This is a genomic window from Mesorhizobium sp. BHscii, assembly GCF_053848065.1.
Genome location: NZ_JBSPKW010000026.1, coordinates 47820 through 70866 on the forward strand (window position 1 = coordinate 47820; position 23047 = coordinate 70866).

At 62.3% G+C, this 23047-nt stretch carries 24 protein-coding genes; 9 read left to right on the top strand and 15 right to left on the bottom strand.

Annotated elements, in window-relative coordinates:
- Positions 1–75: 75 nt before the first annotated feature.
- Positions 76–1404, bottom strand: a complete 1329-nt coding sequence (locus tag ACWTU7_RS27325; protein WP_455840945.1) for a DNA polymerase IV — start codon at positions 1402–1404, stop codon at positions 76–78.
- A 68-nt stretch (positions 1405–1472) separates the two neighbouring features.
- Here ACWTU7_RS27325 and ACWTU7_RS27330 point away from each other — a divergent pair, with 68 nt between their 5' ends.
- The 3 genes from ACWTU7_RS27330 to ACWTU7_RS27340 all read left to right on the top strand — a co-directional run bounded on the left by ACWTU7_RS27330 (position 1473) and on the right by ACWTU7_RS27340 (position 3430).
- Positions 1473–2048 (top strand): GNAT family N-acetyltransferase, encoded by a 576-nt coding sequence (locus ACWTU7_RS27330; protein WP_455840944.1) that lies wholly within the window; start codon positions 1473–1475, stop codon positions 2046–2048.
- Positions 2049–2196: 148 nt separating this feature from the next.
- Positions 2197–2907 carry a DUF6065 family protein gene (locus ACWTU7_RS27335; RefSeq protein WP_455840943.1) on the top strand — a complete coding sequence of 237 codons (711 nt, stop codon included), beginning with the start codon at positions 2197–2199 and terminating at the stop codon, positions 2905–2907.
- Positions 2908–3019: 112 nt separating this feature from the next.
- Positions 3020–3430, top strand: a complete 411-nt coding sequence (locus ACWTU7_RS27340; protein WP_455840942.1) for a hypothetical protein — start codon at positions 3020–3022, stop codon at positions 3428–3430.
- Between the two features lie 21 nt (positions 3431–3451).
- Here ACWTU7_RS27340 and ACWTU7_RS27345 read toward each other — a convergent pair whose 3' ends face one another.
- The 3 genes from ACWTU7_RS27345 to ACWTU7_RS27355 all read right to left on the bottom strand — a co-directional run bounded on the left by ACWTU7_RS27345 (position 3452) and on the right by ACWTU7_RS27355 (position 5089).
- Positions 3452–4237 (bottom strand): anti-sigma factor family protein, encoded by a 786-nt coding sequence (locus ACWTU7_RS27345; protein ID WP_455840941.1) that lies wholly within the window; start codon positions 4235–4237, stop codon positions 3452–3454.
- Positions 4234–4776: an RNA polymerase sigma factor gene (locus ACWTU7_RS27350; RefSeq protein WP_029353034.1), complete on the bottom strand. Its 543-nt coding sequence runs from the start codon at positions 4774–4776 to the stop codon at positions 4234–4236. Before ACWTU7_RS27350 ends, ACWTU7_RS27345 begins: the two co-directional genes overlap by 4 nt.
- A gap of 187 nt (positions 4777–4963) precedes the next feature.
- Positions 4964–5089 carry a hypothetical protein gene (locus ACWTU7_RS27355; RefSeq protein ID WP_455840940.1) on the bottom strand — a complete coding sequence of 42 codons (126 nt, stop codon included), beginning with the start codon at positions 5087–5089 and terminating at the stop codon, positions 4964–4966.
- Positions 5090–5227: 138 nt separating this feature from the next.
- Here ACWTU7_RS27355 and ACWTU7_RS27360 point away from each other — a divergent pair, with 138 nt between their 5' ends.
- Together ACWTU7_RS27360 and ACWTU7_RS27365 are read left to right on the top strand one after the other, a co-directional pair.
- Entirely contained in the window at positions 5228–6334 is a 1107-nt protein-coding gene (locus tag ACWTU7_RS27360; protein ID WP_455840939.1) for a S8 family serine peptidase, read from the top strand.
- Between the two features lie 225 nt (positions 6335–6559).
- The gene (locus tag ACWTU7_RS27365; RefSeq protein WP_455840938.1) at positions 6560–8053 is read left to right on the top strand and encodes a hypothetical protein; all 1494 of its coding nucleotides are present in this window, start codon (positions 6560–6562) and stop codon (positions 8051–8053) included.
- Positions 8054–8077: 24 nt separating this feature from the next.
- Here the strand turns inward: ACWTU7_RS27365 and ACWTU7_RS27370 are convergent, their stop codons facing one another.
- Positions 8078–8377, bottom strand: coding sequence for a DUF3572 domain-containing protein (locus tag ACWTU7_RS27370; RefSeq protein WP_095520561.1), 300 nt, complete (start codon positions 8375–8377; stop codon positions 8078–8080).
- Positions 8378–8627: 250 nt separating this feature from the next.
- On the opposite strand from ACWTU7_RS27370, the gene ACWTU7_RS27375 reads away from it, so the two are divergent.
- Positions 8628–8984 carry a response regulator gene (locus tag ACWTU7_RS27375; RefSeq protein WP_287247952.1) on the top strand — a complete coding sequence of 119 codons (357 nt, stop codon included), beginning with the start codon at positions 8628–8630 and terminating at the stop codon, positions 8982–8984.
- A 33-nt stretch (positions 8985–9017) separates the two neighbouring features.
- A complete protein-coding gene (locus ACWTU7_RS27380; RefSeq protein WP_455840937.1) occupies positions 9018–10391 on the top strand; it encodes a PleD family two-component system response regulator in 1374 nt (457 codons plus the stop codon).
- 381 nt (positions 10392–10772) lie between these two features.
- Here ACWTU7_RS27380 and rpmG read toward each other — a convergent pair whose 3' ends face one another.
- From rpmG to ACWTU7_RS27420, 8 genes are all read right to left on the bottom strand, one after another.
- Positions 10773–10940: a 50S ribosomal protein L33 gene (rpmG, locus tag ACWTU7_RS27385; protein WP_006201775.1), complete on the bottom strand. Its 168-nt coding sequence runs from the start codon at positions 10938–10940 to the stop codon at positions 10773–10775.
- Positions 10941–11123: 183 nt separating this feature from the next.
- On the bottom strand, positions 11124–11582 hold the full coding sequence (locus ACWTU7_RS27390) for a hypothetical protein (RefSeq protein WP_455840936.1): 459 nt from the start codon (positions 11580–11582) through the stop codon (positions 11124–11126).
- Positions 11583–11687: 105 nt separating this feature from the next.
- The gene (locus ACWTU7_RS27395) at positions 11688–12863 is read right to left on the bottom strand and encodes an MFS transporter (protein ID WP_455840935.1); all 1176 of its coding nucleotides are present in this window, start codon (positions 12861–12863) and stop codon (positions 11688–11690) included.
- A 21-nt stretch (positions 12864–12884) separates the two neighbouring features.
- Complete coding sequence (locus ACWTU7_RS27400; RefSeq protein WP_455840934.1) at positions 12885–13619, bottom strand: NUDIX hydrolase; 735 nt, start codon at positions 13617–13619, stop codon at positions 12885–12887.
- 73 nt (positions 13620–13692) lie between these two features.
- Positions 13693–14145, bottom strand: a complete 453-nt coding sequence (locus ACWTU7_RS27405) for a DUF983 domain-containing protein (RefSeq protein WP_455840933.1) — start codon at positions 14143–14145, stop codon at positions 13693–13695.
- Positions 14145–16448 carry a ribonuclease R gene (rnr, locus tag ACWTU7_RS27410; protein ID WP_455840932.1) on the bottom strand — a complete coding sequence of 768 codons (2304 nt, stop codon included), beginning with the start codon at positions 16446–16448 and terminating at the stop codon, positions 14145–14147. Before rnr ends, ACWTU7_RS27405 begins: the two co-directional genes overlap by 1 nt.
- A gap of 6 nt (positions 16449–16454) precedes the next feature.
- The gene (topA, locus tag ACWTU7_RS27415) at positions 16455–19112 is read right to left on the bottom strand and encodes a type I DNA topoisomerase (protein WP_455840931.1); all 2658 of its coding nucleotides are present in this window, start codon (positions 19110–19112) and stop codon (positions 16455–16457) included.
- 443 nt (positions 19113–19555) lie between these two features.
- Positions 19556–19930, bottom strand: a complete 375-nt coding sequence (locus tag ACWTU7_RS27420) for a COG4315 family predicted lipoprotein (protein ID WP_455840930.1) — start codon at positions 19928–19930, stop codon at positions 19556–19558.
- Positions 19931–20105: 175 nt separating this feature from the next.
- On the opposite strand from ACWTU7_RS27420, the gene ACWTU7_RS27425 reads away from it, so the two are divergent.
- Complete coding sequence (locus tag ACWTU7_RS27425) at positions 20106–20852, top strand: cytochrome c biogenesis CcdA family protein (RefSeq protein WP_455840929.1); 747 nt, start codon at positions 20106–20108, stop codon at positions 20850–20852.
- A 169-nt stretch (positions 20853–21021) separates the two neighbouring features.
- Entirely contained in the window at positions 21022–22386 is a 1365-nt protein-coding gene (gene glmU / locus ACWTU7_RS27430; RefSeq protein WP_455840928.1) for a bifunctional UDP-N-acetylglucosamine diphosphorylase/glucosamine-1-phosphate N-acetyltransferase GlmU, read from the top strand.
- Positions 22387–22396: 10 nt separating this feature from the next.
- Here glmU and ACWTU7_RS27435 read toward each other — a convergent pair whose 3' ends face one another.
- Both ACWTU7_RS27435 and ACWTU7_RS27440 read right to left on the bottom strand, forming a co-directional pair.
- Positions 22397–22771: an ADP-ribosylation/crystallin J1 gene (locus tag ACWTU7_RS27435; protein ID WP_455840927.1), complete on the bottom strand. Its 375-nt coding sequence runs from the start codon at positions 22769–22771 to the stop codon at positions 22397–22399.
- A gap of 25 nt (positions 22772–22796) precedes the next feature.
- The coding region (locus tag ACWTU7_RS27440) for a hypothetical protein (RefSeq protein WP_455840926.1) at positions 22797–23047 on the bottom strand (251 nt) is incomplete at its 5' end.

Consider the following 23047-nt stretch of genomic DNA (forward strand, 5'->3'; position numbering starts at 1 on the left):
TCTTTTTGTGGCATGATCTTTTCCGAACCGGGTTCCACTTTTCGCTTACGCGGACCTCTCGGTTCAGAATCGTACTCAGTCCTCGATCGGCTCGGGCGGGTGGGCGTTGCGGCCCTTGCCGAAGGTGTAGCCGGTCTCCACCGCCCTGCGGCCGAACTTGTCGCGTAGCGTGTCGATGGCGCCTTCGGCCATGGCGCGCTTGCGCGACTGAATATCGACGAGATCGGGCGGATCGGCCTTGTCGTCATTCGAGAGGTCGCTGACACCGATGCCGAGCAGCCGGTATCTTGTGCCGTCCGCTTCCTTGCGCAGCAGTTCGAGCCCGGTCGAAAAAATGCGGTCGGCCAGCCGTGTCGGATCGCCGAGCTGGCGGTTGCGCGTGCGGGTCTTGAAATCCTGGGTCTTCAGCTTCAGCACGACGGTGCGTCCGGCAATGCCGGATTTCTTCAGCCGCCCGGAAACCTTTTCCGACAGCGCTCTCAGCACCGAAACCAATTCATCCAGGGAAGCGATGTCGGTGTCGAAGGTGGTCTCCGCCGATACGCTCTTCGCATCCTGGTCGGGATGGACGCGGCGGTCGTCCTCGCCGCGTGAAAGATGATAGAGCCGGTCGCCCATCACGCCGTAGCGGCGCATCAAGTCGCCGCGCTCCATGCGTTGCAACTGGCCAATCATCCGGACGCCGTCCCGTTCAAGCGTGGCGGCGAAAGCTTTTCCCACACCCCAGATCAGCGTCACCGGCTGCTCGGCCAAAAAGCCAGATGCCTCGGCCTCGCCGATCACCGAAAAACCGCGCGGCTTGCGAAAGTCCGATGCTACCTTGGCCAGGAACTTGCAGTAGGAAAGGCCTGCTGAAACGGTGATGCCGATCTCCTTCTCCACGCCAAGCGCGAAGCGCGCCAGCACCACCGCCGGCGGCAAGCCATGCAGACGCTCGGTGCCGGCAAGATCCAGAAATGCTTCGTCGATAGAGATCGGCTCGACCAGCGGCGTCAGCGCCTGCATCATGGCGCGCACCTCGCGGCCGAGGCGTGCATATTTTTCCATGTCCGGCGGGATGACGACCGCTTCCGGACAGGATTCGAGCGCCTTGAACATCGGCATCGCCGAGCGCACCCCGTGGATGCGGGCGATGTAGCAAGCGGTGGAGACGACGCCGCGCTTGCCGCCGCCGATAATCAACGGCCGGTCCTTCAGCGCCGGGTTGTCGCGCTTTTCGACCGCCGCATAAAACGCGTCGCAGTCGATATGGGCAAGATGCAGCCGGTAGAGCTCCGGATGGCGGGCAAGCCGTGGACTGCCGCAACGTTCGCAGCGCCGGGCCTCGCCGCGCTGGAAGGTCAGGCAGTCGCGACAAAAACCGTGATCGGGATTGTTGACAGAGGCCGCCATCGCTGCGAACATAAAGAGAACAAAGGCAATGGTACGTCAGGACGGACGCCACGACAAGGCGGTAGGCCGGGAGAGAGCTCATGAATACGACCATAGCGCCGCTGGTGCCCGAGCTTTGGGCTGATTTCGAAGATCTTTTCGGTAAGCAAGGTGCCTGCTACGGCTGCTGGTGCACACATTTCCGGCTGTCGCCGGCAGCGCGCCGCGCCAGCAACCGGGAGCGGAACAAGGACCACATCAAGGCGCGGATCGAGGCCGGGCCGCCACCGGGCCTGCTGGCGTTCGAGGATGGCAAGGCGGTCGGCTGGATGCAGATCGGCCCGCGCGCCCATGTGCCCGAATGGAACAATAAGGGCAGGGGATCGGCGCCCGTCGATCCCGCCGACGCCGTGGATCCGGGCGTGTGGGCGATTTCCTGCTTCTTCATCCGCGTCAAGGCGCGCGGCAGGGGCGTGACGCACCGGCTGGTCGAAGGCGGCATCGAGTTTGCTCGCCAGAATGGCGCGCGGCTGGTCGAGGCGTGTCCGATCGACCTGTCGAAAGATTCGCGTTCGATCGGGCTGTTCGTCGGCTCGTCGCGGGTCTTCGAGAAAGCCGGCTTCGAGAGGCTGGTCGAGCGCAAGGCGGGCCGACCGCTGATGCGATTGGTGCTTTAATCAGTGTGCTGTGCGCGCCGCTGCCGCGACGGTCGCTCGGCGGCGGCCAAATCTCGTAGCCGGCCTGCATAATCAGACGGTTGACATCCAGCAGGAATAAATCCGCCTGCGGCCCGTTCCTCCTCGGATTTTTCCTTGGAGGCTATCAATGTTTCATTTTTCCCAGACCACTCGCTCGATCCGGTTTGTCTGTCGGCCGGAAGATTATGGCGTCATCGCGCCGCCAGTAGCAGCCAAGACGGTTCTGCCGGACTGGTTCCGCAAATTGCCGGCAGTCGATTCGCAGCAAGCGTCGGCCACCAACAATGGTCTGACCGTCAAGCGCTGCATGCCGTTTCTCGATGCGATGACAACCGGCTGGATCCTGCCGCTCGCGGCGACCGTCCGCCTTGAGATCAAGGACGGCGGCCGCGTCGTCGATGCCGGCTGGGAGTTCGACAGGGTGATGGTGAGCAATCATGGCGCCCATCAGGTCGCCGGCAACCCGAAGGAACCGGCACCCCCATGTAAATTTCACAATTACTGGTCGATACGGACCCCGCCGGGCTGGAGTTGTTTGTTCCTGCCGCCGCTCAACAGGCCGGCTCAGCCTTTCGAATGCGTCGCCGGCATCGTCGATACCGATAGGTACGCAGCCGACATCCATTTTCCGTTTTTCGCGACCGCGCCCGACGGCCTCTACGTCATCGAAAAGGGCACGCCGCTCGTCCAGGTCATACCGGTTCGCCGCGAAGATGCCGCACTCAAGGCAGAAATCCGGGCGGAGACCGGAGCCGAGGCGACGGAGCGCGAAACTGTCTATCGCAACACGATTGCGGGCGAAGGCTGGTATCGCAAATGGGCCCGCGCGGCCCGCTAGACTTTTTTTGCGGAGAAGAATGCGAAACGGGGCCGCTAGGCCCCGTTTCTTTGTGAATTGCTAGCGGAACCGCCAGTTGCGCGGACCGCGATCCGAACTGTTCGAGTTCGAATTGGAGGAGCTGTTCGACGATGAGTTCGAATTCGAGTTGCTCGACGAATTGGAGCTGGAGTTCGAACTCGAATTGCTCGACGAGTTGGAGCTGGAATTCGATGAACCGTTGGACGACGAATTGGAGCTCGAATTGGACGAACTGTTGCCCGCGACGATGAAGGCACCTTCGCTTTGGCTGGTCATTGCGGCCGGCGGACCCTCGGTTTCCGGTGACGCCGCGGGATATTCCTTCGCCTGCGCCGCGGTGCTCGCGAGCGCTGCCATTCCTGCGACCAGTGTCGACTTGAGTTTCCAGTGTCTTGTCATGGTAGTTACTCCTTGTTTCAGACTGGACCGGCAGTTGCGGTCCGGCGGAGTAACGGGCGATTGCCGGCTTTATTCCATTCAGAGAAAGCCGGATTCCATTTAGAGAACGGGGGCCGTTGCAGCTTCACTTCCGGTCCTTCCGACGGACCTCGGTCAACGCTTGGACTTCCTCCTCGGCTGACATCGGAGCGCCCGCTTCGATCGCCGAAAGATAGGCGTCGAGGGCTTCGGTCGACGAGGCCGGGGCATAGCCTCCGGCGTCGCCGGGGGCCACGACCGCGAAGCTGACGCGCCATTCGTCGCCGGAACGGCAGGCGACCGACACCACCGTGGAGCGGTCCTGCGAGTCAACCTCGAATTCTCGGCACAAATCCTGCGAATTGTTGCGAAAGGTAGCGATAGCCCGGAATCGGTCACTGATCCCGGCGAGCCTGATTTCCTTGCCGGACTCGACCGTTTCAAGGGCTTGGGCCAGGGCCGGCCTAATGACGCCGGCAACCCATAGCCCGCCCTGCCTGCGTTCGTTGGTACCTGCTGCCCAATACCCGGTGAGCGCGCCGACGACGGCCGCCGCGAGAGAGGCGGCAATCGGCAGCCTCCAGTGAGACCTCGATGGAGGCGCCGCTATGCGCCCGCCGCCGAAGGGCAATGCCGATGCCGCCTTCTCGACGGCGCGCCTGGCCTCGATCATTTGCTCAACGGCGGCCACAAGTTTTTCGGGAACCGGCTCGTCGAGCAGCGGCTTCAGCGCGGCCTGCGCCTGCGCTCTGGTTTCGATGAACATGGCAACCCTGGTAACCAGACGGTCATCGATCTCCATCGCCTGCTCGATCCTGGCGACCGTCTCCGGATCAAGCTCACCATCGGCGAACCGCATCAGGATCTCGTCCGAAAACGTCTCTTCGGTCATTTGCTAGCCCCTTTTGTGACCGCAGAACGGGTGGGAGCCATGGATATTCCCGTCGCCTCCGCCAGATTCTTTCTTGCCCGGGCCAGTCTGCTCATCACCGTCCCGATCGGCACGGCAAGGACTTCCGCGGCTTCCTTGTAGGAAAGCTCTTCGACACAGACCAGAAGCAGCACGTCGCGCTGATCGCCGGCAAGTTCGCCAATGGCTTGCGCCACGCTGTTCAGCGCCAGCCGCGCCTCCATCTCGCGCTCACCGGAAATGCCGGCGATGTCATGGCGCTCGTCGACATCGTCCTGCGGGCCGGCGACCTTGCGCCTGCGGATGTCATCGATCCACAGATTTCGGAGAATTTTGAACATCCACGCGTCGAAGCGCGTTCCTTGCTCGAAACGCTGCTCGTTGGCGAGCGCCCGTTCGCAGGCTCGCTGAACGAGATCGTCCGCAATATCGCGGGACCGGCAGAGCGCAATCGCGAACCGGCGGAGATTCGGGAGAAAAGCGACAAGCTGGTCTTGGACGCGGTCGGTTTTTTCCGGCATGTTGCTCCAAGTTATTTTGGAATAAAGCGGCCCCGCACCCGTTTCCTCGCAAAGCTAGCTTATTGTCGGATAGGTCCGCTAGCCTCGCGATGTTGAAAATCGGCAACGGCGGAAATGTGAGGGAGATATGGGCGCCACCGCCTGGCTGAGACCAAGAGCCCTGCTGCCTTTCTGGGTAGCCGTCGCGTTAATGGTCGATCTTCATCCGACGGGCGGCCTGCTGGTGCTCGGAGAGTTCGGACCAAGATCGGCGTTCGCCGATGATGACGGTGGTGGTGACGATGGTGGTGGTGATGACGGTGGCGGCGGTCAATCCGGCTCGTCGTCTGGTGGATCGGGAGCGATTCCTCGCCGGTCGACCGGAACGAATCTGTTTCGCACGCTGACCGATCGGTTTCTTCCGCGTCCGCCAAGACGCGGCGGCAGGCGCGCGCAACGGCCCGCCGTCCCTTTGCCGTCTCGGGCGCCGGACCAGATCGTAGCGACCGGGCTGAGTTCGGCTGAAATCGGTCGGCTTCAGGCAACGGGCTTCACCGTCCTTGACCGCACCGACATCCAGCTTCTGGGGTCGGAGCTGGTCCGGCTGCGCATACCGCCCAACATGCCGCCGGAGGCTGCGCGCGATCTTGTCATCGACGCCGCTCCGCAGTCGACAGCGGATTTCGTGCATTACTACCGGCCCGGACAAGAAGCCGAATGTGCCGGATCCCACTGCGCCGCCGCAGGCCTGATCGGCTGGCCGACTAATACCGGTCTTCCCGCCGGTTGCGGTGGCAATGTCACGATCGGCCTCATCGACACGGCGATCAATCCTGCGCATGCCGCCTTCGCGAATGGCCGGGTCGAAGTTCTTCGCCTTTCGGACCACGGCTTTCCCGAGTCCGGCCGCCAGCACGGCACCGCCGTCGCGGCGCTGCTCGTCGGCGGCGCCGACAGCCGTACCCCGGGCCTCCTGCCGCAGGCTAGGCTCATCGCGGTCGATGCGTTTCACCGGGGCGATCGCCAGGATGACCGCTCGGACGTCTATGATCTTCTTCGCGCACTCGATCTTCTTTCCGTGCGCGGCGTGCAGGTGACGAATATGAGCCTGTCGGGTCCTGCGAATGCCCTTCTCGAACAGTTTGTCCGAAAACTTTCCGAAGGCGGCATGGTGATCGTCGCCGCTGCCGGCAATGGAGGTCCCAAGGCCGGACCTGCCTATCCGGCGGCCTACGCGGAAGTGATCGCGGTGACGGCGGTGGACCGCATGAAACGCCCCTACAGGCGTGCCGGCCGCGGCGAGCATATCGACCTGGCCGCCCCCGGCGTCGAAGTATGGACGGCCGCGTCGGTCAGCGGCGCACGGCTGAAGACCGGTACCTCCTTCGCGACGCCGTTTGTTGCCGCCGCAGCGGCGTTGATGAAGTCGGCAAACAGCAGCGCCACCGCAGCCGACATTCATGATGCGCTCGGCAAGTCGGCGGAAGATCTCGGCGCGCCCGGCAAGGACGCCGTCTTCGGTTGGGGCCTGCTCAATGCCCGCGCCGCTTGCGTCGTCACGCCGAAGAAGGCGATGTGAAGCTCCGATGACGCGAGCTCTTGCTGGGGCGACAGGCTGATGCATCGTCGATGCTGGCGAACACCGCGATCGGGCAGGGCGCATTGCATCAACCACGTCGCGCCGCGCCGCTGCTTCATGAACGGTGGCCGGGACCTAGCGCTCAGGAGGGATTGCACCTTACCCGTTTCGGCTTACGGTTACGATTGGAGTTTTCTACCAGAAGAATAGCAACGGAGATTCTGCGTGAACCGTGTTCTGCCGGCCGTCTTTGTTCTCGCGCTCAGCGCGCCTGCCTTAGGCCAGACCGTCGATGGCGAGGGTGCGAAGCAGCTCTCCGAAAATTTGTCTCGCTACATCGGCAGCAAGGCGATCGACAGCGGTTTCCTGAAGGTTTCCGTGGAAGGCGACGCTTACAAACTCGCCGTCGACTTCAAACCTGTCGTGAACCTGTTGGCGACGCAGCATTCCTTCAAGTTCGACTTCAGCCCCTACGCATTCCTCGTCAAGCCAAGCAGCAACGGGACGTGGAATGTCTCTGCGGATTTGTCGCCAAGCGGGTCCTTCGAGTTCATGGGGCCGGAAGGCCCGCAGAGCATGCAATTCTCGATCAAAGACAGCAAGTTCACCGGCGTCTATGACACCGAACTGGCGGCTTTCACCAGCGCCACACACTCGACGGCCGGGATGACGATGAAAACCCGGGACACCATGCAGCGCGCGGAGGTGAGCACCGGCGCCGGTACTGCCACTATGAACGCAACCCAAGCTGCGAATGGCGGCGTGGATTTCACCGCGACGCAGACGATCGCCGATTTTGCCGAAACGCTTGATTTTGACGATCCCAAAAGCGGGCTGAAATTCCCGCTTACAATCAAATCGCCAGAACTGTCGGTGAATGCGACCGGCAAAGGAATGCGGACAAAGCCATTTCTCGACCTGCTGGCATTTGCCGTCGCCAATGAAGACGAAGCCAAGCTGAAGGCCAACCAGGCGCAGCTCAAATCGCTTTTACTCGCCGCGCTGCCGCTGTGGGAGCGGATCGACGGAAGCTACGGATTCAAGGATGTCACTGTCGAAAGCCCGGTCGGGCATTTCGGAGCGACGGAGCTGGGCACCAGCTTCGGGACCGACGGCATCGCCCAGAACGGAGCAGTCAACTATACGATCAAGGCCGCAGGATTGACGATCCCTCAGAATCTTGTGCCCGCCTGGGGTACGGCGCTGCTGCCCACCGACATTAATCTGAATTTCGGCGGCGCCAACATCGGTCTCGACAGCATGGCGAAAAAGGCGATCGAGGCCTTTGATCTCAACAAGAATCCGCCGTTGCCGGCCGACTTTGGCGATCAGATCAAGGCTGATTTCATGGCCAAGACGCCGAAATTTGTCATCGGCCACAGCACGGTGAAGAACGGCGACATGGAAATCGCGATGGAAGGCGAGATGACGTTCCCCGGCATGAAGCCCGAGGCAAATGTGACGATCGATATCGCAGGCTATGACAGAATTGTGGAAAGCCTGCAGGCGGCGGCGAAGACGGAGCCGGAAGCCGCGCAATATGTGCCGGTGGCGCTTGCGATCAAGGGATTCGGCAAGACGCTGCCGGACGGTCGCATCGAATGGGTCGTCAACGGCAAGCCGGACGGTTCGGTCACGGTCAATGGTGTCATGGTGAAGCCGGCCGATCCGGTTGCGAATGATGAAGGCGACGACAGCGAAGAAGAAACGACGCCGTAGGCGTTTTCGCGATCCGGTCGTCGCTCATATCGAATGTTCATGGTCGTCGTCGCCAAGCGGCAGTGCCCGCAGCGCCTTGCCGACGGAAGCCGGCGGCGTGCCGGTCTCCGCCGCGAACCGCATGAGCGTCGGCTCGTGGGCGAGGATGAACTGCAGCACGCCGGCCAAGAAACCCGGCTCGCCGGCTGCCTGGCGGATGGAATGCGCCTCGATGCCGGTGATCGCCAGGAAACGGGGCAGAAGTTCCGGATCGGCGGCGACGAAGCCCAATGCCTTCACGGCAATGGTTTCCGCTTCCTCGCGCATTGACGCTGCGTTTGCCATCACTACCTTCTTGCGCGGTGGAATGAGTCTCTTTTTGGCAGTAATCGCAAGCGTCGCCTGCGGCAAGCCATCTAACTCTGCAATGCGGTGTCCGAGGTGAAATCCGAAGCTTTTCCGGCAGCCGGTTTCCGTTTCGTCAATTATATTGCCGTAGAGTCGAGCAGTGTTTGGTGCGTACCGGCGAGGGCGCATGACGGCAACCTTCGAGCGGAAGGCAGGCCGAGACGGGAATTTGATGCCTAAGAAGGTCATGATCGTCGAGGACAATGAGCTCAACATGAAGCTCTTTCGGGACCTCATCGAAGCGAGCGGTTACGAGACGGTACGCACGCGCAATGGCCTGGAAGCGCTGGATCTGGCGAGACTGCACAAGCCGGACCTTATTTTGATGGACATCCAGTTGCCCGAAGTGTCGGGGCTGGAGGTGACCAAATGGCTGAAGGAAGACGACGACCTCCATGTCATACCGGTCATTGCCGTCACTGCATTCGCGATGAAGGGCGATGAGGAGCGTATCCGCCAAGGTGGCTGCGAAGCGTATATTTCCAAGCCGATCTCGGTGCCGCGTTTCATCGAAACCATCAAATCCTACCTGGGCGACGCCTGATGCGCCCTTCCAGCCGAGCCGGAGCTTTATGAGATGACTGCACGGATCCTCGTCGTCGACGACATCCCTGCCAATGTGAGGCTGCTCGAGGTCCGGCTGCTTGCCGAATATTTCGAGGTGCTGACCGCCACGAACGGGCTGGACGCGATCGAGACCTGCGAAAACGGCAAGGTCGATGTCGTGCTGCTCGACGTGATGATGCCTGACATGGACGGGTTCGAGGTCTGCCGGCGGCTGAAGAGCGACCCGGCGACGTCGCACATCCCCGTCGTCATGATCACCGCGCTCGACCAGGTTTCGGACCGGGTGCGCGGCCTCGAGGCCGGTGCCGACGATTTTCTGACCAAGCCGGCCAACGATCTGCAGCTGATGACGCGCGTCAAAAGCCTGGTCAGGCTGAAGACGTTGACCGACGAGCTGCGCTTGCGCGCCTCGACCACGCGCAATATCGGCATCGAGGAGCTGTTGAGCCGCAACTTCGCGTCCGCAGACACCACGCCGAAGGTTCTGCTCATCGACGAGCGCAAATCCTCCTTCGAGCGGGTCCAGAAAATGCTGCGCGGCACCGCCGACCTCGACATCGCCACCGATCCGCATGCCGGCTTCTTCCAGGCCGCCGAAACGCCCTATGAATGCGTGATGATCTCGACGGCCTTTGCCGATTTCGATCCGCTCAGGCTCTGCTCACAATTGCGTTCGCTCGATCGCACCCGTTTCGTGCCAATCATCCTTCTGGCGCAGGAGGGTGAGGAGGGGCGCATCATCCGCGGCCTCGAACTCGGCATCAACGACTATCTGATGCGGCCGATCGACCAGCAGGAGCTGACCGCTCGGCTACGCACGCAGGTGCGCCGCAAGCGCTACAACGACCAGCTGCGTGCCAGCGTCACCCAGACCATCGAGATGGCGGTGACAGACGCGCTGACTGGGCTGCACAATCGCCGATACCTCGACAGCCACCTGCAGACGTTGTTCGACCGTGCCGTAGCGCGGCGACGGCCGCTGTCGATGATGATCACCGATCTCGACCGCTTCAAGACGATCAACGATGCACATGGCCATGACGGCGGCGACGAGGTGCTGCGCGAATTTGCGCGGCGGCTGCGTAAGAATGTGCGCGGCATCGATCTCGCCTGCCGTTTCGGTGGCGAGGAGTTCGTCGTGGTGATGCCGGACACGGACGGCGCCGTCGCCGAAAAGGTCGCGGAGCGCATTCGCGCCGAAATCGCTCTTATGCCGTTTGCAGTCGGTCACGACGGCAAGACGATCGAGGTTACCGTCAGCGTCGGCGTGTCGTCGGTGCTGAAGGGCGTGGACACGGTTGCCGGGCTGATGAAGCGCGCCGATCTCGCGCTCTACGAAGCCAAGAGCGCCGGCCGCAACCGCGTCGTCGCCAAGGCGGCGTAAGGCCAATTCTCCATTCAGTGCGACAGGGTTACGAATTTACCTTAACGCAAGCGATTCGCCGGGCTTGGTTAAGAAATTGTTGATTTTCACAGGCTGTTGCGCAAATGTGCAGATCAATGACGGAACCGGCGCGAGGTAGATAGCCGGATCGATCCGAAGAATACCCCATGATTCAGGTCCGCCGCATCTCCTGGGTCCGTGGGGTCGGCCGGCCGGCGCTGGCACATAGTGGCCTCCTCGTACCGCTGCCAAACGCCGACCGGCCCCCAAAATGCATCAAGACTCTGCAACAACCATTGGACATTTTGGACTTTTTCGAGCCTTGAAAACCAAAACGCCGCCCATAGGGGCGGCGTTTTGGCTTTAAAGCAGGAAACCAGATTACTTGATCTTGGTTTCCTTGAACTCGACGTGCTTCTTGGCAACCGGATCGTATTTGCGGAACGACAGCTTGTCCGTCTTGGTGCGGCTGTTCTTGCTGGTCACGTAGAAGAAACCGGTGTCTGCGGTCGACAGAAGCTTGATCTTGATGTTTGCGGCTTTGGCCATTGTGTTCGTCCGTTATGTTCGTGGAGTTTTGGCCGCTGGAGCACGGGGAAACACCCGGACGCGGGAAACTTGGCGCGACACATAAAGAACGCGCCCGGAAAGTCAACCCCGTGAGGCTTCGGTGCAGTCGCTTGTGCAAGCTGTGGTCAATATCAGCCAGCCGGCAGCCGAGAATGTTCCTAACTATGCGTCTTCCCTAACCGGCGGAGCGGCCTTCTTCAAGTCTCCCGTAGTGTTCCCCCAGCGGTTCGGGTTGGAGCGGTCGTCCAAGCCCTTGGAGCGGCTGGCGAGGATCGGCTGAATGCGGATCACCGGCTCCTGATAGCTGTGGGCCTGGAATATCGCTTCGACAATGCGGGCGGCCAACGCCTGATCGTCGGGCAGTTCGAACGACACCTCCACCGTGCCATGCCGTCTGCGCAATTCCGTCTCGGCACCTGCAGCCGCGCCTTCGAGTGGCCGGTAGCGCTCGATGCCGTGCGCCGACTGGTAGGCATTGCTGTTGTATTTGCCCATGGTCAGCGGAGCGATCGCGACCACAGCTTCCATGATGCGGTCGACATCGGAGGCCGGCGCTTGAAAGGTTACAAGCAGCAGCAATTCCATCCGCACCGATTTCGTTTCAAACCCGGAGTCGATCATGGCGGCATCCTCAAATTCGTGGCGTGTTGCTGACAATCTACCCAGGTGCTGCTGACACGGTCATGTCAGCAGCCTTGCGCCACATGAGGAATCGATCGGGTCTTTCTACAGGATTTTTCGGGCGAGCCTGGCGCCGACCAGCGCGATATAGAAGGCGAAGAACACGCCGAGCGCCCAGCCGAAGCCGGAGGGTCCGAAAAGGTCCATGCCGATGCCGATCGCCTGCGGGCCGAGCACCATGCCGACGCCATAGCAGAGCACGAAGGCAGCGTTGGCCGAGGCCAGGTCGTGACCGGAAAGCTGCGAGCCGAGATGGGCCAGGCCGATCGTGTACATGGCCGCGACCACGCCACCCCAGACGAACAGAAGCGCCGCCATCAGATGCCAGTCCTGCGCGAAGTGCGGCATGAAGATAGTGCCGGCAAGCCCGATGGTTGCACACACCAGAAGCAGATAACGGCGGTCGCTGACACGGTCGCTGATCATGCCGAGCGGGATTTGCAACAGCACGTTGCCGAGGCCGATCATGGTGAGCAGGAGGGCGGCATCGGCCTCGGAATAGCCGATGCGGTTGCCATAAACGGGGAACAGCGCAAAGCCGCCGGTCTCGACCGCGCCGAACACCAGCACCGCGGCGGTCGCCGTCGGCACCAACCAGATGTAGCGCAGGAAGTTGCTGGTTTCGCCATTGGAGACGATCGTCGGGCTCTCGTTGCGTGCCGCCAGAACTGGGATGGCGGCCAGCGTCACCAGCGCCATGATCACGCCGAAGGGCAGGAAGCCGGTGCTGCCGAGCTGGGCGAACAGCCACGGCCCGGCGGCAAAGCCGAGCGACAGCACGGTGGCGTAGATGCCGAGGACGAGACCGCGCCGGTGTGGCGGCGCCGATGTGCTGATCCAGAATTCCGACAGGATGAACAGCACCGTCAGCGCGATGTGCAGCAGGACGCGCAGGGGAAACCACATCCAGAAGTCCGGCGCGAAATGGAAGCCGACAAAGGCCAGCACTCCTGTTGCGATCATGGCGAGCATCGTCCAGGCGACGCCTAAGCGCATGGCGAGCGGGGTGGCGAGCGGTGCGCCGACGATCGAGGCGAGGCCGGCGACAGCGGTGTTGAAGCCGATCATCGACGCCGAATGGCCGCGCGTTTCGAGAATGACGCTGAGCAGCGGCATGCCGAGGCCGATGGCGATGCCGACGACACTGATCGAGGAGATCGCCGCGATCATCGGCAGCCAATGTACGCGTTCCGCAACCTCTTGCTGGGTATCGACCGTCATGGGATGTGAATGCTCTATGCTCTACAGAATTTCGCGAACGAAGCGATTGCGGACAAGCCGGTAGAACGGCACGGAACCACCGGGACGCAGCAGCGGATCATCGACGAGCCGCTTTTCCAGCTCCTCGAGGATGGCCCTGGTGATGTCGGGAATATCAGCATCTCTGGCCTTGGCGAGCGGCAGCCAGACCAGTTCCTCCAGCTCGTTGGTCGGACCGCCGTCCGGCAACTCCACGGCGACATCTTCGCGCCAGGCGCTGAAGAAGCGCGTATCGAAGCGCCGCACCCGGTTTGGCGGCGTGATGGCGCGCGCGATGAAGCGCAGCGCTTCCAGCGAGGGTCTTACGCCGTGCTCGGCAAAACCCTGCCAATCGCGCCTGGTCGTGGCGAAGGCGCCTTTTTGGCCGATCAGCAGGCCGGCTTCTTCATAGGTCTCGCGAATCGCCGACAGGGCGATGGCGCGGGCGCGGGCCGGGCTGGTGCGGCCGACGCCGGCGGTCAGCCTCGCCTGTTCCTCATGGTGCAACGCTGTGGCAACGGGAATTCGGCTGTCGGCCGGATCGGTACGACCACCGGGAAAGACGAATTTCCCCGGCATGAATGCGTGACGGGCGTGCCGCCGGCCCATCAGCACCAGGAACTCGTCGCCCTTGCGGTCGAGCAGGATCAGCGTCGCGGCGTCGCGCGGGCGTATAGGCTTGGCGTCGGGCGCGATCCGCTGAACCTTGTCGACTTCCGCCTTGGTCATAACGTCCATGCGCACGACCTAGCGGAATCTTCTCCGATGCGAAAGTGGCGTCCAGCCATGCCGATTTGCGCCAGCCTCGGTTTCAAGCCTCGGGATGCGACTCGATCAGATCTTCTTCCCCACCGAAGCCGTGCATATAGAACGCCCATTGCAGGCCGATGACAGCGCCCTTGACCGGCTGCAGCAAGATGATCGCCATGAGGATGGTCAGCGGCACCCAGATGGCGATGTGCTGCCAGGTGGACAAAGTGGAGGTCGCTTCGACACCCATGAACGCGCCGAGCACGATGTGGCCGACGATAACAACCACCAGATAGGCCGGCAGGTCGTCGGCGCGGTGGTGATGGAGCTCCTCGCCGCAATGATCGCATTTATCGACGGTCTTGACGAAAGCGCGAAACAGCTTTCCCTCGCCGCAATGCGGGCAGCGGCTAAGCGCGCCACGCTTCATCGCCGTCCACAGCGGGCGGGCGATGCGGCCCGAATGATGTTCGCCGCCGAAAACCTGTTGGTTCATGTTCAAATCGCTTGGCATTATCGTCTCCTGCCGCGCGAGCCTGGACGCGATTGCGACGCGCGGGCGCGGCCTTTGGCCTTGTGAAACGACCGTTTGGAGCCGGGCAGCGGCTTTGGGTCGGTCAGCATCTCGAAACGCATCGCGCCGGCCATAGGCGCCACCTCGATCAGGCGAACCTCGACGCGGTCGGCAAGCTGATAGCCCTTGCCGGTGCGCTCTCCGAAAAGCGATCGGGCAGTTTCGTCGTATATATAGTAATCGCCGTCCAGGCTTGACACCGGGATGAAACCATCTGCGCCATACTGCGGCAATTGGACAAATAGTCCCGATTTGGTGACGCCCGAAATGCGTGCATCGAAACGATCGTCGACACGCTCGGCCAGATAGGCGGCGATCAGCCGGTCGACCGTGTCGCGTTCGGCGGCCATGGCGCGGCGCTCAGTGGCCGAGATCAGTGCTGAAACCTCTTCCAACCGCTCCGCCTCATCTTGCGTCAGTCCGCCTGCACCAAAGTCGAGGGCGGCAATCAGCCCGCGATGTACGATCAGGTCGGCATATCTACGGATCGGCGAGGTGAAATGCGCGTAGCGTTTCAGATTGAGGCCGAAATGGCCGATGTTGCTGGGCGAATATTCGGCCTGCATCTGGGTGCGCAGCACCACCTCGTTGACCAGTCCCTCATGGTCGGCGCCGCGGACGCGATCCAGAATCCCGTTGAACTGGTTGGGCCGCATCTGCGCCCCGCGTGCGAGCGACAGCCCAAGCGTCTGCAGGAATTCGCGCAGCGATTCCTGCTTGGCGAGCGAAGGCGCGTCATGGATGCGGTAGACCAGCGCCTGCCGTTTCGCCTCCAGCGTCTCGGCCGCCGCGACATTGGCCTGGATCATGAATTCTTCGATCAGCTTGTGTGCGTCGAGCCGCTCCGGCACGACGACCCGGTCGACGGTGCCGTCCTCCTTGAGCAGGATTTTCCGCTCAGGCAGTTCAAGCTCGAGCGGCTGGCGCGTCTCACGGCCGCGCTTGACGACGGCGTAGGCATCCCACAGCGCCTTCAGCACCGTGTCGAGGATCGGGCCGGTCTTGTCGTCCGGCGCGCCGTCGATCGCGGCTTGCGCTTGCGGATAGGCGAGTTTCGCCGCCGATTTCATCATGATGCGGTGGAATGAATGCCTGAGCTTGCGGCCATCGGCCGAGAAGGTCATGCGGACCGCCAGCGCCGGGCGGTCCTGGCCTTCGCGCAGCGAACAAAGGTCGTTGGAGATGCGCTCCGGCAGCATCGGCACGACGCGATCCGGGAAATAGACCGAATTGCCGCGCTTCAGCGCCTCGCGATCGAGCGCGGTGCCATAGCGCACATAAGCGGCGACATCGGCAATCGCTACGGTAACCACCACGCCGCCGGGGTTCTTTTCGTCCGGATCCGATATGGCGAACACCGCATCGTCATGGTCCTTGGCGTCGGCCGGATCGATGGTGACCAGCGGCAGCTTGCGCCAGTCCTCGCGGCCGGCCAGCGTCGCCGGTTTGACCGCCTCTGCCTCGGCAATGACGTCTGCCGGGAAAATATGTGGAATGTCATGCGCGTGGATGGCGATCATCGAGACCGCCTTTTCGTTGGTCAGCGAACCGAGCACCGTCAGCACCTTGGCTCTGGGCAGTCCATAGCGGGAGGCCCGCGCCGGCTCGACCTCGACCAGATCGCCGTTCTTGGCGCCGTTCTGGAATTCCTTGTCGACGACCAGCTCCGGCTGGCGTCTTTCGACAGGCTCGATGCGGAAGGTGCCGTCCTGCAGAACGCGAAAAACGCCGAGAACGGCATCGGTGCGCTTCTCGAAGATCTTCATCACCCGCCCGGTGTAGGCGGGGCCCGTCGCGTCATCGGTTGGAAAGGTCTTGGCCAGCACGCGGTCGCCGATGCCCGGTGTCGGGCCGCCGCCGCGCGACACGCGGATCGCTATGACAGGAGGCTCGCCGTTGCCCACGGCTTCGGTTGGGTGCGCCAGCAGCACGCCGTCGGCGTCTCGGCCAAAGATGTCGAGCACGGCGACATGGGCGAGGGCGCCGACGCGGGCCAGCCGCTTGCGTTCCTTGGTCAGCAGGCCCTCATCCTGCAGGTCGCGCAAAATGTCTTTCAGCCAGATACGGTCCTCGCCGCGCAGCGCAAACGCCTTGGCGATATCGCGTTTTCCTGAGCGATCCGGATTTTCGGCGATGTAGCGCAGGATCTCGTCGCGGGACGGCCGGTAGTTATCCCTAACCTTGGCTCTCGTGTCGGCGGTGCGCAGATCGCCATGACTTCTTCCGGATACCCTGCGCGCCACGATGCCCTATCCCTTTTTGTTGGCCACTTTCTTGGCCGCTGGTTTTTGGGCCGCTGGTTTTTGGGCCGCCGGTTTTTTGGCCGCCGCAGGCTTTTTGGCAGGTGCGGCCGCTTTGCGGAAGGGCTTTCTGCCGCCATTGCCGCCCTTGGCTTCCTTCTCGGCAATCAGCGCCAACGCGTCCTCGATCGTCACCGACTGCGGGTCCTTGCCCTTCGGCAGCGTCGCATTGACCTTGCCGAAATTAACATAAGGCCCGTATTTGCCGTCACGCACAACGATCTTACCGCCGCCAGCCGGATGCTCGCCGAGCTCCTTCAAGGCGGCGGACGTGCCGCCATTGCGGCCGCCCGGGCCCTTCAACTGCTTCTCGGCAATCACAGACACGGCGCGGTTGAGACCGATCGAGAACACGTCCTCGATATTCTCGAGATTGGCGTAGGTGCCGTCATGCAGCACGAACGGGCCGTAGCGCCCCAGCCCGGCCGAGATCATCTTGCCGGATTCCGGATGCTTGCCGACGTCGCGCGGCAGCGACAGTAAGGCGAGGGCCTTTTCGTGGTCGATCGAATCGACTGTCCAGCCCTTGGGCAGGCTGGAGCGCTTGGCTTCCTTTCCGTCGCCGCGCTGGATATAGGGGCCGAAACGACCGCTGCGCAGGGTGATTTCCTCCGCCGTGTAGGGGTCCTTGCCAAGCACCTTGGTGCCGTCCTCGCCATTGCCAGTTTCGCCATTGGGGTTGGCGGCGTCGCCGAGCTGGCGGGTGAAGGAGCATTCGGGATAGTTCGAACAGCCGACAAAGGCGCCGAATTTGCCGAGCTTCAGCGACAGGTTGCCGGTGCCGCATTTCGGGCAGATGCGGGGGTTCGAACCGTCTTCCCGCGCGGGAAACACCAGCGGCGCCAGTTCTTCGTTCAATGCATCGAGCACGTCGGTGACGCGCAATTCCTTGATGTCGGCGACGGCGCCCGAAAAATCCTTCCAGAAATCGCGTAGCACATCCTTCCAGGCGAGCTTGCCGTCCGAGATTTCGTCGAGTTTTTCCTCGAGCGAGGCGGTGAAATCATATTCGACATAGCGCTCGAAGAAGCTTTCGAGGAAGGCCGACAACAGCCGGCCCTTCGCCTGCGGCAACAACTTGCGCTTGTCCATGCTGACGTAATCGCGGTCCTCGAGCGTCTTCAGGATCGCCGTGTAGGTCGACGGCCGACCGATGCCGAGCTCTTCCAGCTTCTTGATCAGCGAGGCTTCCGAATAGCGCGGCGGTGGCTCGGTGGTGTGCTGGGTGGCGTTGATCGCCTCGCGGGCGAGCTGTTCGCCGGCACGGATCTCGGGCAGACGGCGGTCTTCCTCGTCTTCCGAATCCTCATCCTTCTGGTCGGTATAGGCGGCAATGAAGCCGTCGAAGCGAACGACCGAACCGATTGCGCGAAGCTCCGCGGTGCGAGCGCCGTTGACCGCCTCGATCTCGGCAGTGGTGCGCTCGATCTCGGCCGGCTGCATCTGGCTGGCGATAGCGCGTTTCCACACGATCTCGTAAAGCCGTGCCTGATCGGCATCGAGATATTGCCTGACCGAAGCCGGCGTGCGCATGAAATCGGTCGGGCGGATCGCTTCGTGCGCCTCCTGGGCATTCTTGGCCTTGGTCGTGTAGTGGCGCGGCTTTTCGGGCAGGTATTTTGGGCCGAATTCCTTGGCGATCGCATCGCGGGCGGCAGTGATCGCCTCGGGCGCCATCTGCACGCCGTCGGTTCGCATATAGGTGATCAGGCCGGTGGTCTCGCCGCCGATGTCCATGCCTTCATAGAGCCGCTGCGCCACCTGCATGGTGCGGTTTGCTGAAAAGCCGAGGCGCGAGGAGGCGGCCTGCTGCAGCGTCGAGGTGGTGAAGGGCGGGGCTGGATTGCGCTTGGTCGGCTTGGCTTCGACCGACAGCACCTTGAAGGTCGCGCCTTCGAGCATCGCCTTGATATCGTCGGCCTGCGCCTTGGTCGAAATGTCGAGCTTTTGCAGCTTCTTGCGGTCGAAGGCGGTCAGCCGCGCCTCAAAATTTTCCTTGCGCGGCGTGCCGAGGAGAGCTGATATCTGCCAGTATTCCTCGCGAATGAAGCGCTCGATCTCCAATTCGCGGTCGCAGACGAGCCGCAATGCCACCGACTGCACGCGGCCGGCGGAACGGGCGCCGGGCAGCTTGCGCCACAGCACGGGCGACAGGGTGAAGCCGACGAGATAGTCGAGCGCGCGGCGAGCGAGATAGGCGTCGACCAGCGGCGCATCGATCTGACGCGGATTGGCCATAGCTTCCAGCACCGACGATTTGGTGATGGCGTTGAAGACGACGCGGCTGACCGGCTTGTCCTTCAGCGCGCGCTTCTGCTTCAGCACTTCCAGAACGTGCCAGGAAATGGCTTCGCCCTCGCGATCCGGATCGGTGGCGAGGATCAGGCCGTCGGCGTCCTTGACCGCCTTGGCGATGTCGGCAAGACGTTTGCTCGAGGCGGTGTCGACAGCCCAGGACATGGCAAAATCCTCGTCCGGACGCACCGAGCCATCCTTGGCCGGCAGATCGCGGACGTGGCCGAACGAGGCCAGGACCTTATAGTTCTTTCCGAGGTACTTGTTGATTGTCTTCGCTTTGGCCGGCGATTCGACGACGACGACGTCCATGAGGTCTCATATCAGCTGTGGTGCGGCAGAAGAATTCCGCTGCGCGCGACGAAATCTCGTACAATTGTCGCTCACATGGCCGCGCTTTTGCATCCGGTCAAGGGGAAGCGCCCAAAATGCAGTCCTGCATTCAGCGCACACCCCAAGGGCGCGTCATGTAATATCCGCAATTCCGGGTAAGGGGAGCGGCTGCCCTCTTGTTGGACAAACCGGCAATGAATCCGGAACAAATTCCTCCGCGGATATAAGAGAAACATCGATCATGCGCCAGCCCCAGCTTAAGAGATGTCCGGTATGATGCTCTGTCGGCGGGCGAGACAGGCGTGGCGAGTGGGGCTCGTACGTCCATCGGGACAGTACAAGAAGCTGGCCGCCGGAAGGCCTGCAGGGATACGCGGCAGTCAGCGATTTCGCGCCGGTCAAGGCGGGATGCAGGTTCGGGACTAGTCGGCTTTGGCTATGTGCCAGACGCCGCCGACGCCGTCGCCGGTCACATCGCCAGCCTTCTTATCCTCGATGAACGTGTAGAGCGGCTTGCCTTCATAGGCCCACATCTTGGTGCCCTCGGTGCGGTCGACGATCGTCCATTCGCCCTCGACTTTGGCGTCGGCCTCCGTCTTCAGCGGCGGCCAACTGGTGGCGCATTTGTCGTAGCAGTTCGACTTGCCCGTCTCGTCCTTGTCGTAGGTGTAAAGGGTCATGCCGTTGGCATCGGTATAATTGGTGCCGCCTACATCGGCTTCCTTCCATGCTTCGGCGGCATAGGAGGCGGCGGTGCCGAGTAAAAGCACCGCCAGCCCAACTGTGATCGATTTCATGGGGTTCCCCCTGATATGATCGAGAAGCGCGCGGAAAGCCGCCGCCTCGTTGCATCAACGCGCCTGGTGTGTCGTTTCTTCCTCGATGCAGGGCGGCAACTTGCCACGCAATGGTGATTGGCGGACAAACCCGTGCGCCGCTATACCGGCGCCGATACAGTTGGAGTTTCGGGAAATGGCATTGGATATCGGCTATGTCAGCGCGGTCGGGGCGGGGGCGATCTCGTTCCTGTCGCCTTGCGTGCTGCCGCTGGTGCCGCCCTATCTCTGCTACATGGCCGGCGTGTCGGTCGATGATTTCCGCGGCAATGCCGGCGTCACGGCCAAGGCCGACGCACGCGCCGCGCTGCTTTATGCTTCGATTGCCTTCGTTCTCGGATTCTCGACCGTGTTCGTGGCGTTGGGCGCCGGCGCTTCGACTATCGGACGGCTGCTGCGCGTCTGGCAGGAGCCGCTGGCCATGGCGGCCGGCGTGCTCATCATCCTGATGGGGTTGAACTTCCTCGGCATATTGCGCATCCCGCTGCTGTCGCGTGAGGCGCGCTTCCAGTCGCAGGGCAAGCCGGCCAGTATCGTTGCCGCCTACGTCATGGGACTGGCCTTCGCCTTCGGCTGGACGCCGTGCATCGGACCGGTGCTGGGACCGATCCTGACGCTTGCCGGCGGCCGCGAGACGGTGGGCGAGGGCGCGGCTCTGCTCGCCGCCTATTCGCTCGGCCTCGGCATCCCATTCCTGATCGCGGCGCTGTTTTCCGGCGCCTTCATGCGCTTTCTCTCGAAATTCCGCGTCCATCTCGGCCGTGTCGAAAAGGCCATGGGCGCGCTGCTGGTCATCGCCGGTGTGTTTTTCCTGACAGGCGGCGTCCAGGCAGCCTCCTATTGGCTGCTGGAGAATTTCCCGGTGTTGGGCCAATTGGGATAGGCTTGTTGCTCATATAAGCTGGAATTGCGCGCACAGGATTGAATTGCGGACCCGCTAACCTGGAGTCAGCTGCTCCACCACCTCACCGGAATTTAACCGCATTGGTGCAGCATCGCGCCAGTGCTAGACATGCGTTGATTTCCAACCCTTTTCATATGGTCGCCCTTCCATGAGCCAGAGAACCTGCCTGTCCGTCATCCTCGCCGCCGGCGAAGGCACGCGCATGAAAAGCGCTGTGCCAAAAGTACTGCACCCGATCGCCGGCCTGCCGATGGTCGCCCATGTCGTGAGGGCTGCGGAAGCCGCAGGCAGCGGTGATCTGGCGCTGGTGATCGGCCATGGCGCGGACGAGATGCGTAAGGCCACGCAAAAGTTCGCGCCGAAGGCGGAAACCTTCGTCCAGGACAAGCGGCTCGGTACGGCGCATGCCGTGCTGGCGGCTCGAGCTGCGATATCTAAAGGTTACGACGAGATCCTGGTGATGTTCGGCGATACGCCGCTGATCGACCCGGAGGTGCTGGCCGCTGCGCGCCTGAAGCTGGCCGAAGGCGCTGCCGTCGTTGTGGTCGGCTTCCGCACGCCCAATCCTACCGGCTACGGCCGGCTGATCGAAAAGGGCGGCAAGCTCATCGCCATCCGCGAGGAAAAGGACTGCACCGACGAAGAAAAGAAAATCACCTTCTGCAATGGCGGGCTGATGGCGGTTGCGGGCATGCACGCGCTGCAACTGCTCGATCAAGTCGGCAACAAGAACGCCAAGGGCGAATATTACCTCACCGACATTGTCGAGATCGCCGGCGGGCAGGGCCTCGATGTCGTTGCAACGGAAGCCGGCTTCGAGAATGTGCTCGGCATCAACAACCGCGCCGAACTCGCCGAGGCGGAAGGCATTTGGCAGACGCGCCGGCGGCGCGAGGCCATGCTCTCCGGCGTCACATTGATTGCGCCAGAAACCGTGTTCTTCTCATACGACACCCAAATCGGTGCCGACACGATCGTCGAACCCAATGTCTGGTTCGGGCCGGGCGTGAAAATCGCCACGGGCGCCAAGATCCATGCCTTCAGCCACATTGAAGGCGCCACCATCGCTTCGAACTGCGATGTCGGCCCGTACGCGCGGCTGCGGCCGGGCGCCGATCTCAAGCAAAAGGCCAAGGTTGGCAATTTCTGCGAGGTCAAGCAGGCGACGATCGGGGAGGGGGCCAAGGTCAATCACCTGACCTATATCGGCGATGCCCGCGTCGGCGCCGGCGCCAACATCGGCGCCGGCACCATCACCTGCAACTACGACGGCTACTCGAAGTTCTTCACCGACATCGGCGAGGGCGCCTTTATCGGCTCGAACTCCTCGCTGGTGGCGCCTGTTACAATCGGCAAGGGCGGCTACATCGCTTCGGGCAGCGTGATCACCGAAAGTGTCCCCGACGATGCGCTGGCCTTTGGCCGCGCCCGCCAGAGGACGCTGGCCGGCAAGGGCAAGGAATTGCGCGAGCGTTTTGCTTCGGCCGCGGCGGCGAAGAAGGCCGGTGGGTGATCATTCGGCGTTAGCCGGCAAGGTTCGCATCTGCGCCGAAAGCAGCCGTCACCTCGATCCTGCCGACAATTGCCCTGTTGAATTCAGGAAGATCTTCGGCGGGGATCCAGTATTCCAGATGTGCCCTGCTACCGGCATGTTCGACCCAATACTGGTCGAGAAAGCTCTTCAAAACGTCAAACCGGGTAACGAAGCCCGAACCGCTGGCTGGTACGTTCCAGTCACGCGCGATCTGCACGGCATAATCTTCGGACAGAACGGGGTAGAAAATGGGTTGCTCGGGAAGGCGCGGCGGAAACGCCCGCATGCCCGACTTCTCAATCAGTTTCAGCTCTTCAGGCCCAACTGGACGCCAAAGCGTCACCGTGTCGATTTGTTCGTTCATGACCGCATCATGTCTTTGACGGATTTCAGAACCATTGGGACGGGATAACATGCATTCGCGGACAAACCGAGCGATCGCGGTAACCGGATTGCAAGAGCGCCCTGTCATGGTGCATCTGTGCAAGACCGTTGCGGCTGATACGCGACGAAATGCAATGTGATTTTCGCGGCAGACCGGCCATCCCTAAATAGCGCCGGGTTTCTGCGGGGAAACGGGGAAAACGGCAATGTGCGGTATCGTAGGAATTGTTGGTCATTCGCCGGTCGCGCCGCTCAT

What these genes read in the sequence shown, in the direction of transcription:
- ACWTU7_RS27325 (WP_455840945.1), bottom strand. Translation starts at nt 1,404, where the DNA reads ATGTTCGCAGCGATGGCGGCCTCTGTCAACAATCCCGATCACGGTTTT.
- ACWTU7_RS27330 (WP_455840944.1), top strand. Translation starts at nt 1,473, where the DNA reads ATGAATACGACCATAGCGCCGCTGGTGCCCGAGCTTTGGGCTGATTTC.
- ACWTU7_RS27335 (WP_455840943.1), top strand. Translation starts at nt 2,197, where the DNA reads ATGTTTCATTTTTCCCAGACCACTCGCTCGATCCGGTTTGTCTGTCGG.
- ACWTU7_RS27345 (WP_455840941.1), bottom strand. Translation starts at nt 4,237, where the DNA reads ATGACCGAAGAGACGTTTTCGGACGAGATCCTGATGCGGTTCGCCGAT.
- ACWTU7_RS27350 (WP_029353034.1), bottom strand. Translation starts at nt 4,776, where the DNA reads ATGCCGGAAAAAACCGACCGCGTCCAAGACCAGCTTGTCGCTTTTCTC.
- ACWTU7_RS27370 (WP_095520561.1), bottom strand. Translation starts at nt 8,377, where the DNA reads ATGGCAAACGCAGCGTCAATGCGCGAGGAAGCGGAAACCATTGCCGTG.
- ACWTU7_RS27375 (WP_287247952.1), top strand. Translation starts at nt 8,628, where the DNA reads ATGATCGTCGAGGACAATGAGCTCAACATGAAGCTCTTTCGGGACCTC.
- ACWTU7_RS27380 (WP_455840937.1), top strand. Translation starts at nt 9,018, where the DNA reads ATGACTGCACGGATCCTCGTCGTCGACGACATCCCTGCCAATGTGAGG.
- rpmG (WP_006201775.1), bottom strand. Translation starts at nt 10,940, where the DNA reads ATGGCCAAAGCCGCAAACATCAAGATCAAGCTTCTGTCGACCGCAGAC.
- ACWTU7_RS27390 (WP_455840936.1), bottom strand. Translation starts at nt 11,582, where the DNA reads ATGATCGACTCCGGGTTTGAAACGAAATCGGTGCGGATGGAATTGCTG.
- ACWTU7_RS27395 (WP_455840935.1), bottom strand. Translation starts at nt 12,863, where the DNA reads ATGACGGTCGATACCCAGCAAGAGGTTGCGGAACGCGTACATTGGCTG.
- ACWTU7_RS27400 (WP_455840934.1), bottom strand. Translation starts at nt 13,619, where the DNA reads ATGGACGTTATGACCAAGGCGGAAGTCGACAAGGTTCAGCGGATCGCG.
- ACWTU7_RS27405 (WP_455840933.1), bottom strand. Translation starts at nt 14,145, where the DNA reads ATGCCAAGCGATTTGAACATGAACCAACAGGTTTTCGGCGGCGAACAT.
- topA (WP_455840931.1), bottom strand. Translation starts at nt 19,112, where the DNA reads ATGGACGTCGTCGTCGTCGAATCGCCGGCCAAAGCGAAGACAATCAAC.
- ACWTU7_RS27420 (WP_455840930.1), bottom strand. Translation starts at nt 19,930, where the DNA reads ATGAAATCGATCACAGTTGGGCTGGCGGTGCTTTTACTCGGCACCGCC.
- ACWTU7_RS27425 (WP_455840929.1), top strand. Translation starts at nt 20,106, where the DNA reads ATGGCATTGGATATCGGCTATGTCAGCGCGGTCGGGGCGGGGGCGATC.
- glmU (WP_455840928.1), top strand. Translation starts at nt 21,022, where the DNA reads ATGAGCCAGAGAACCTGCCTGTCCGTCATCCTCGCCGCCGGCGAAGGC.
- ACWTU7_RS27435 (WP_455840927.1), bottom strand. Translation starts at nt 22,771, where the DNA reads ATGAACGAACAAATCGACACGGTGACGCTTTGGCGTCCAGTTGGGCCT.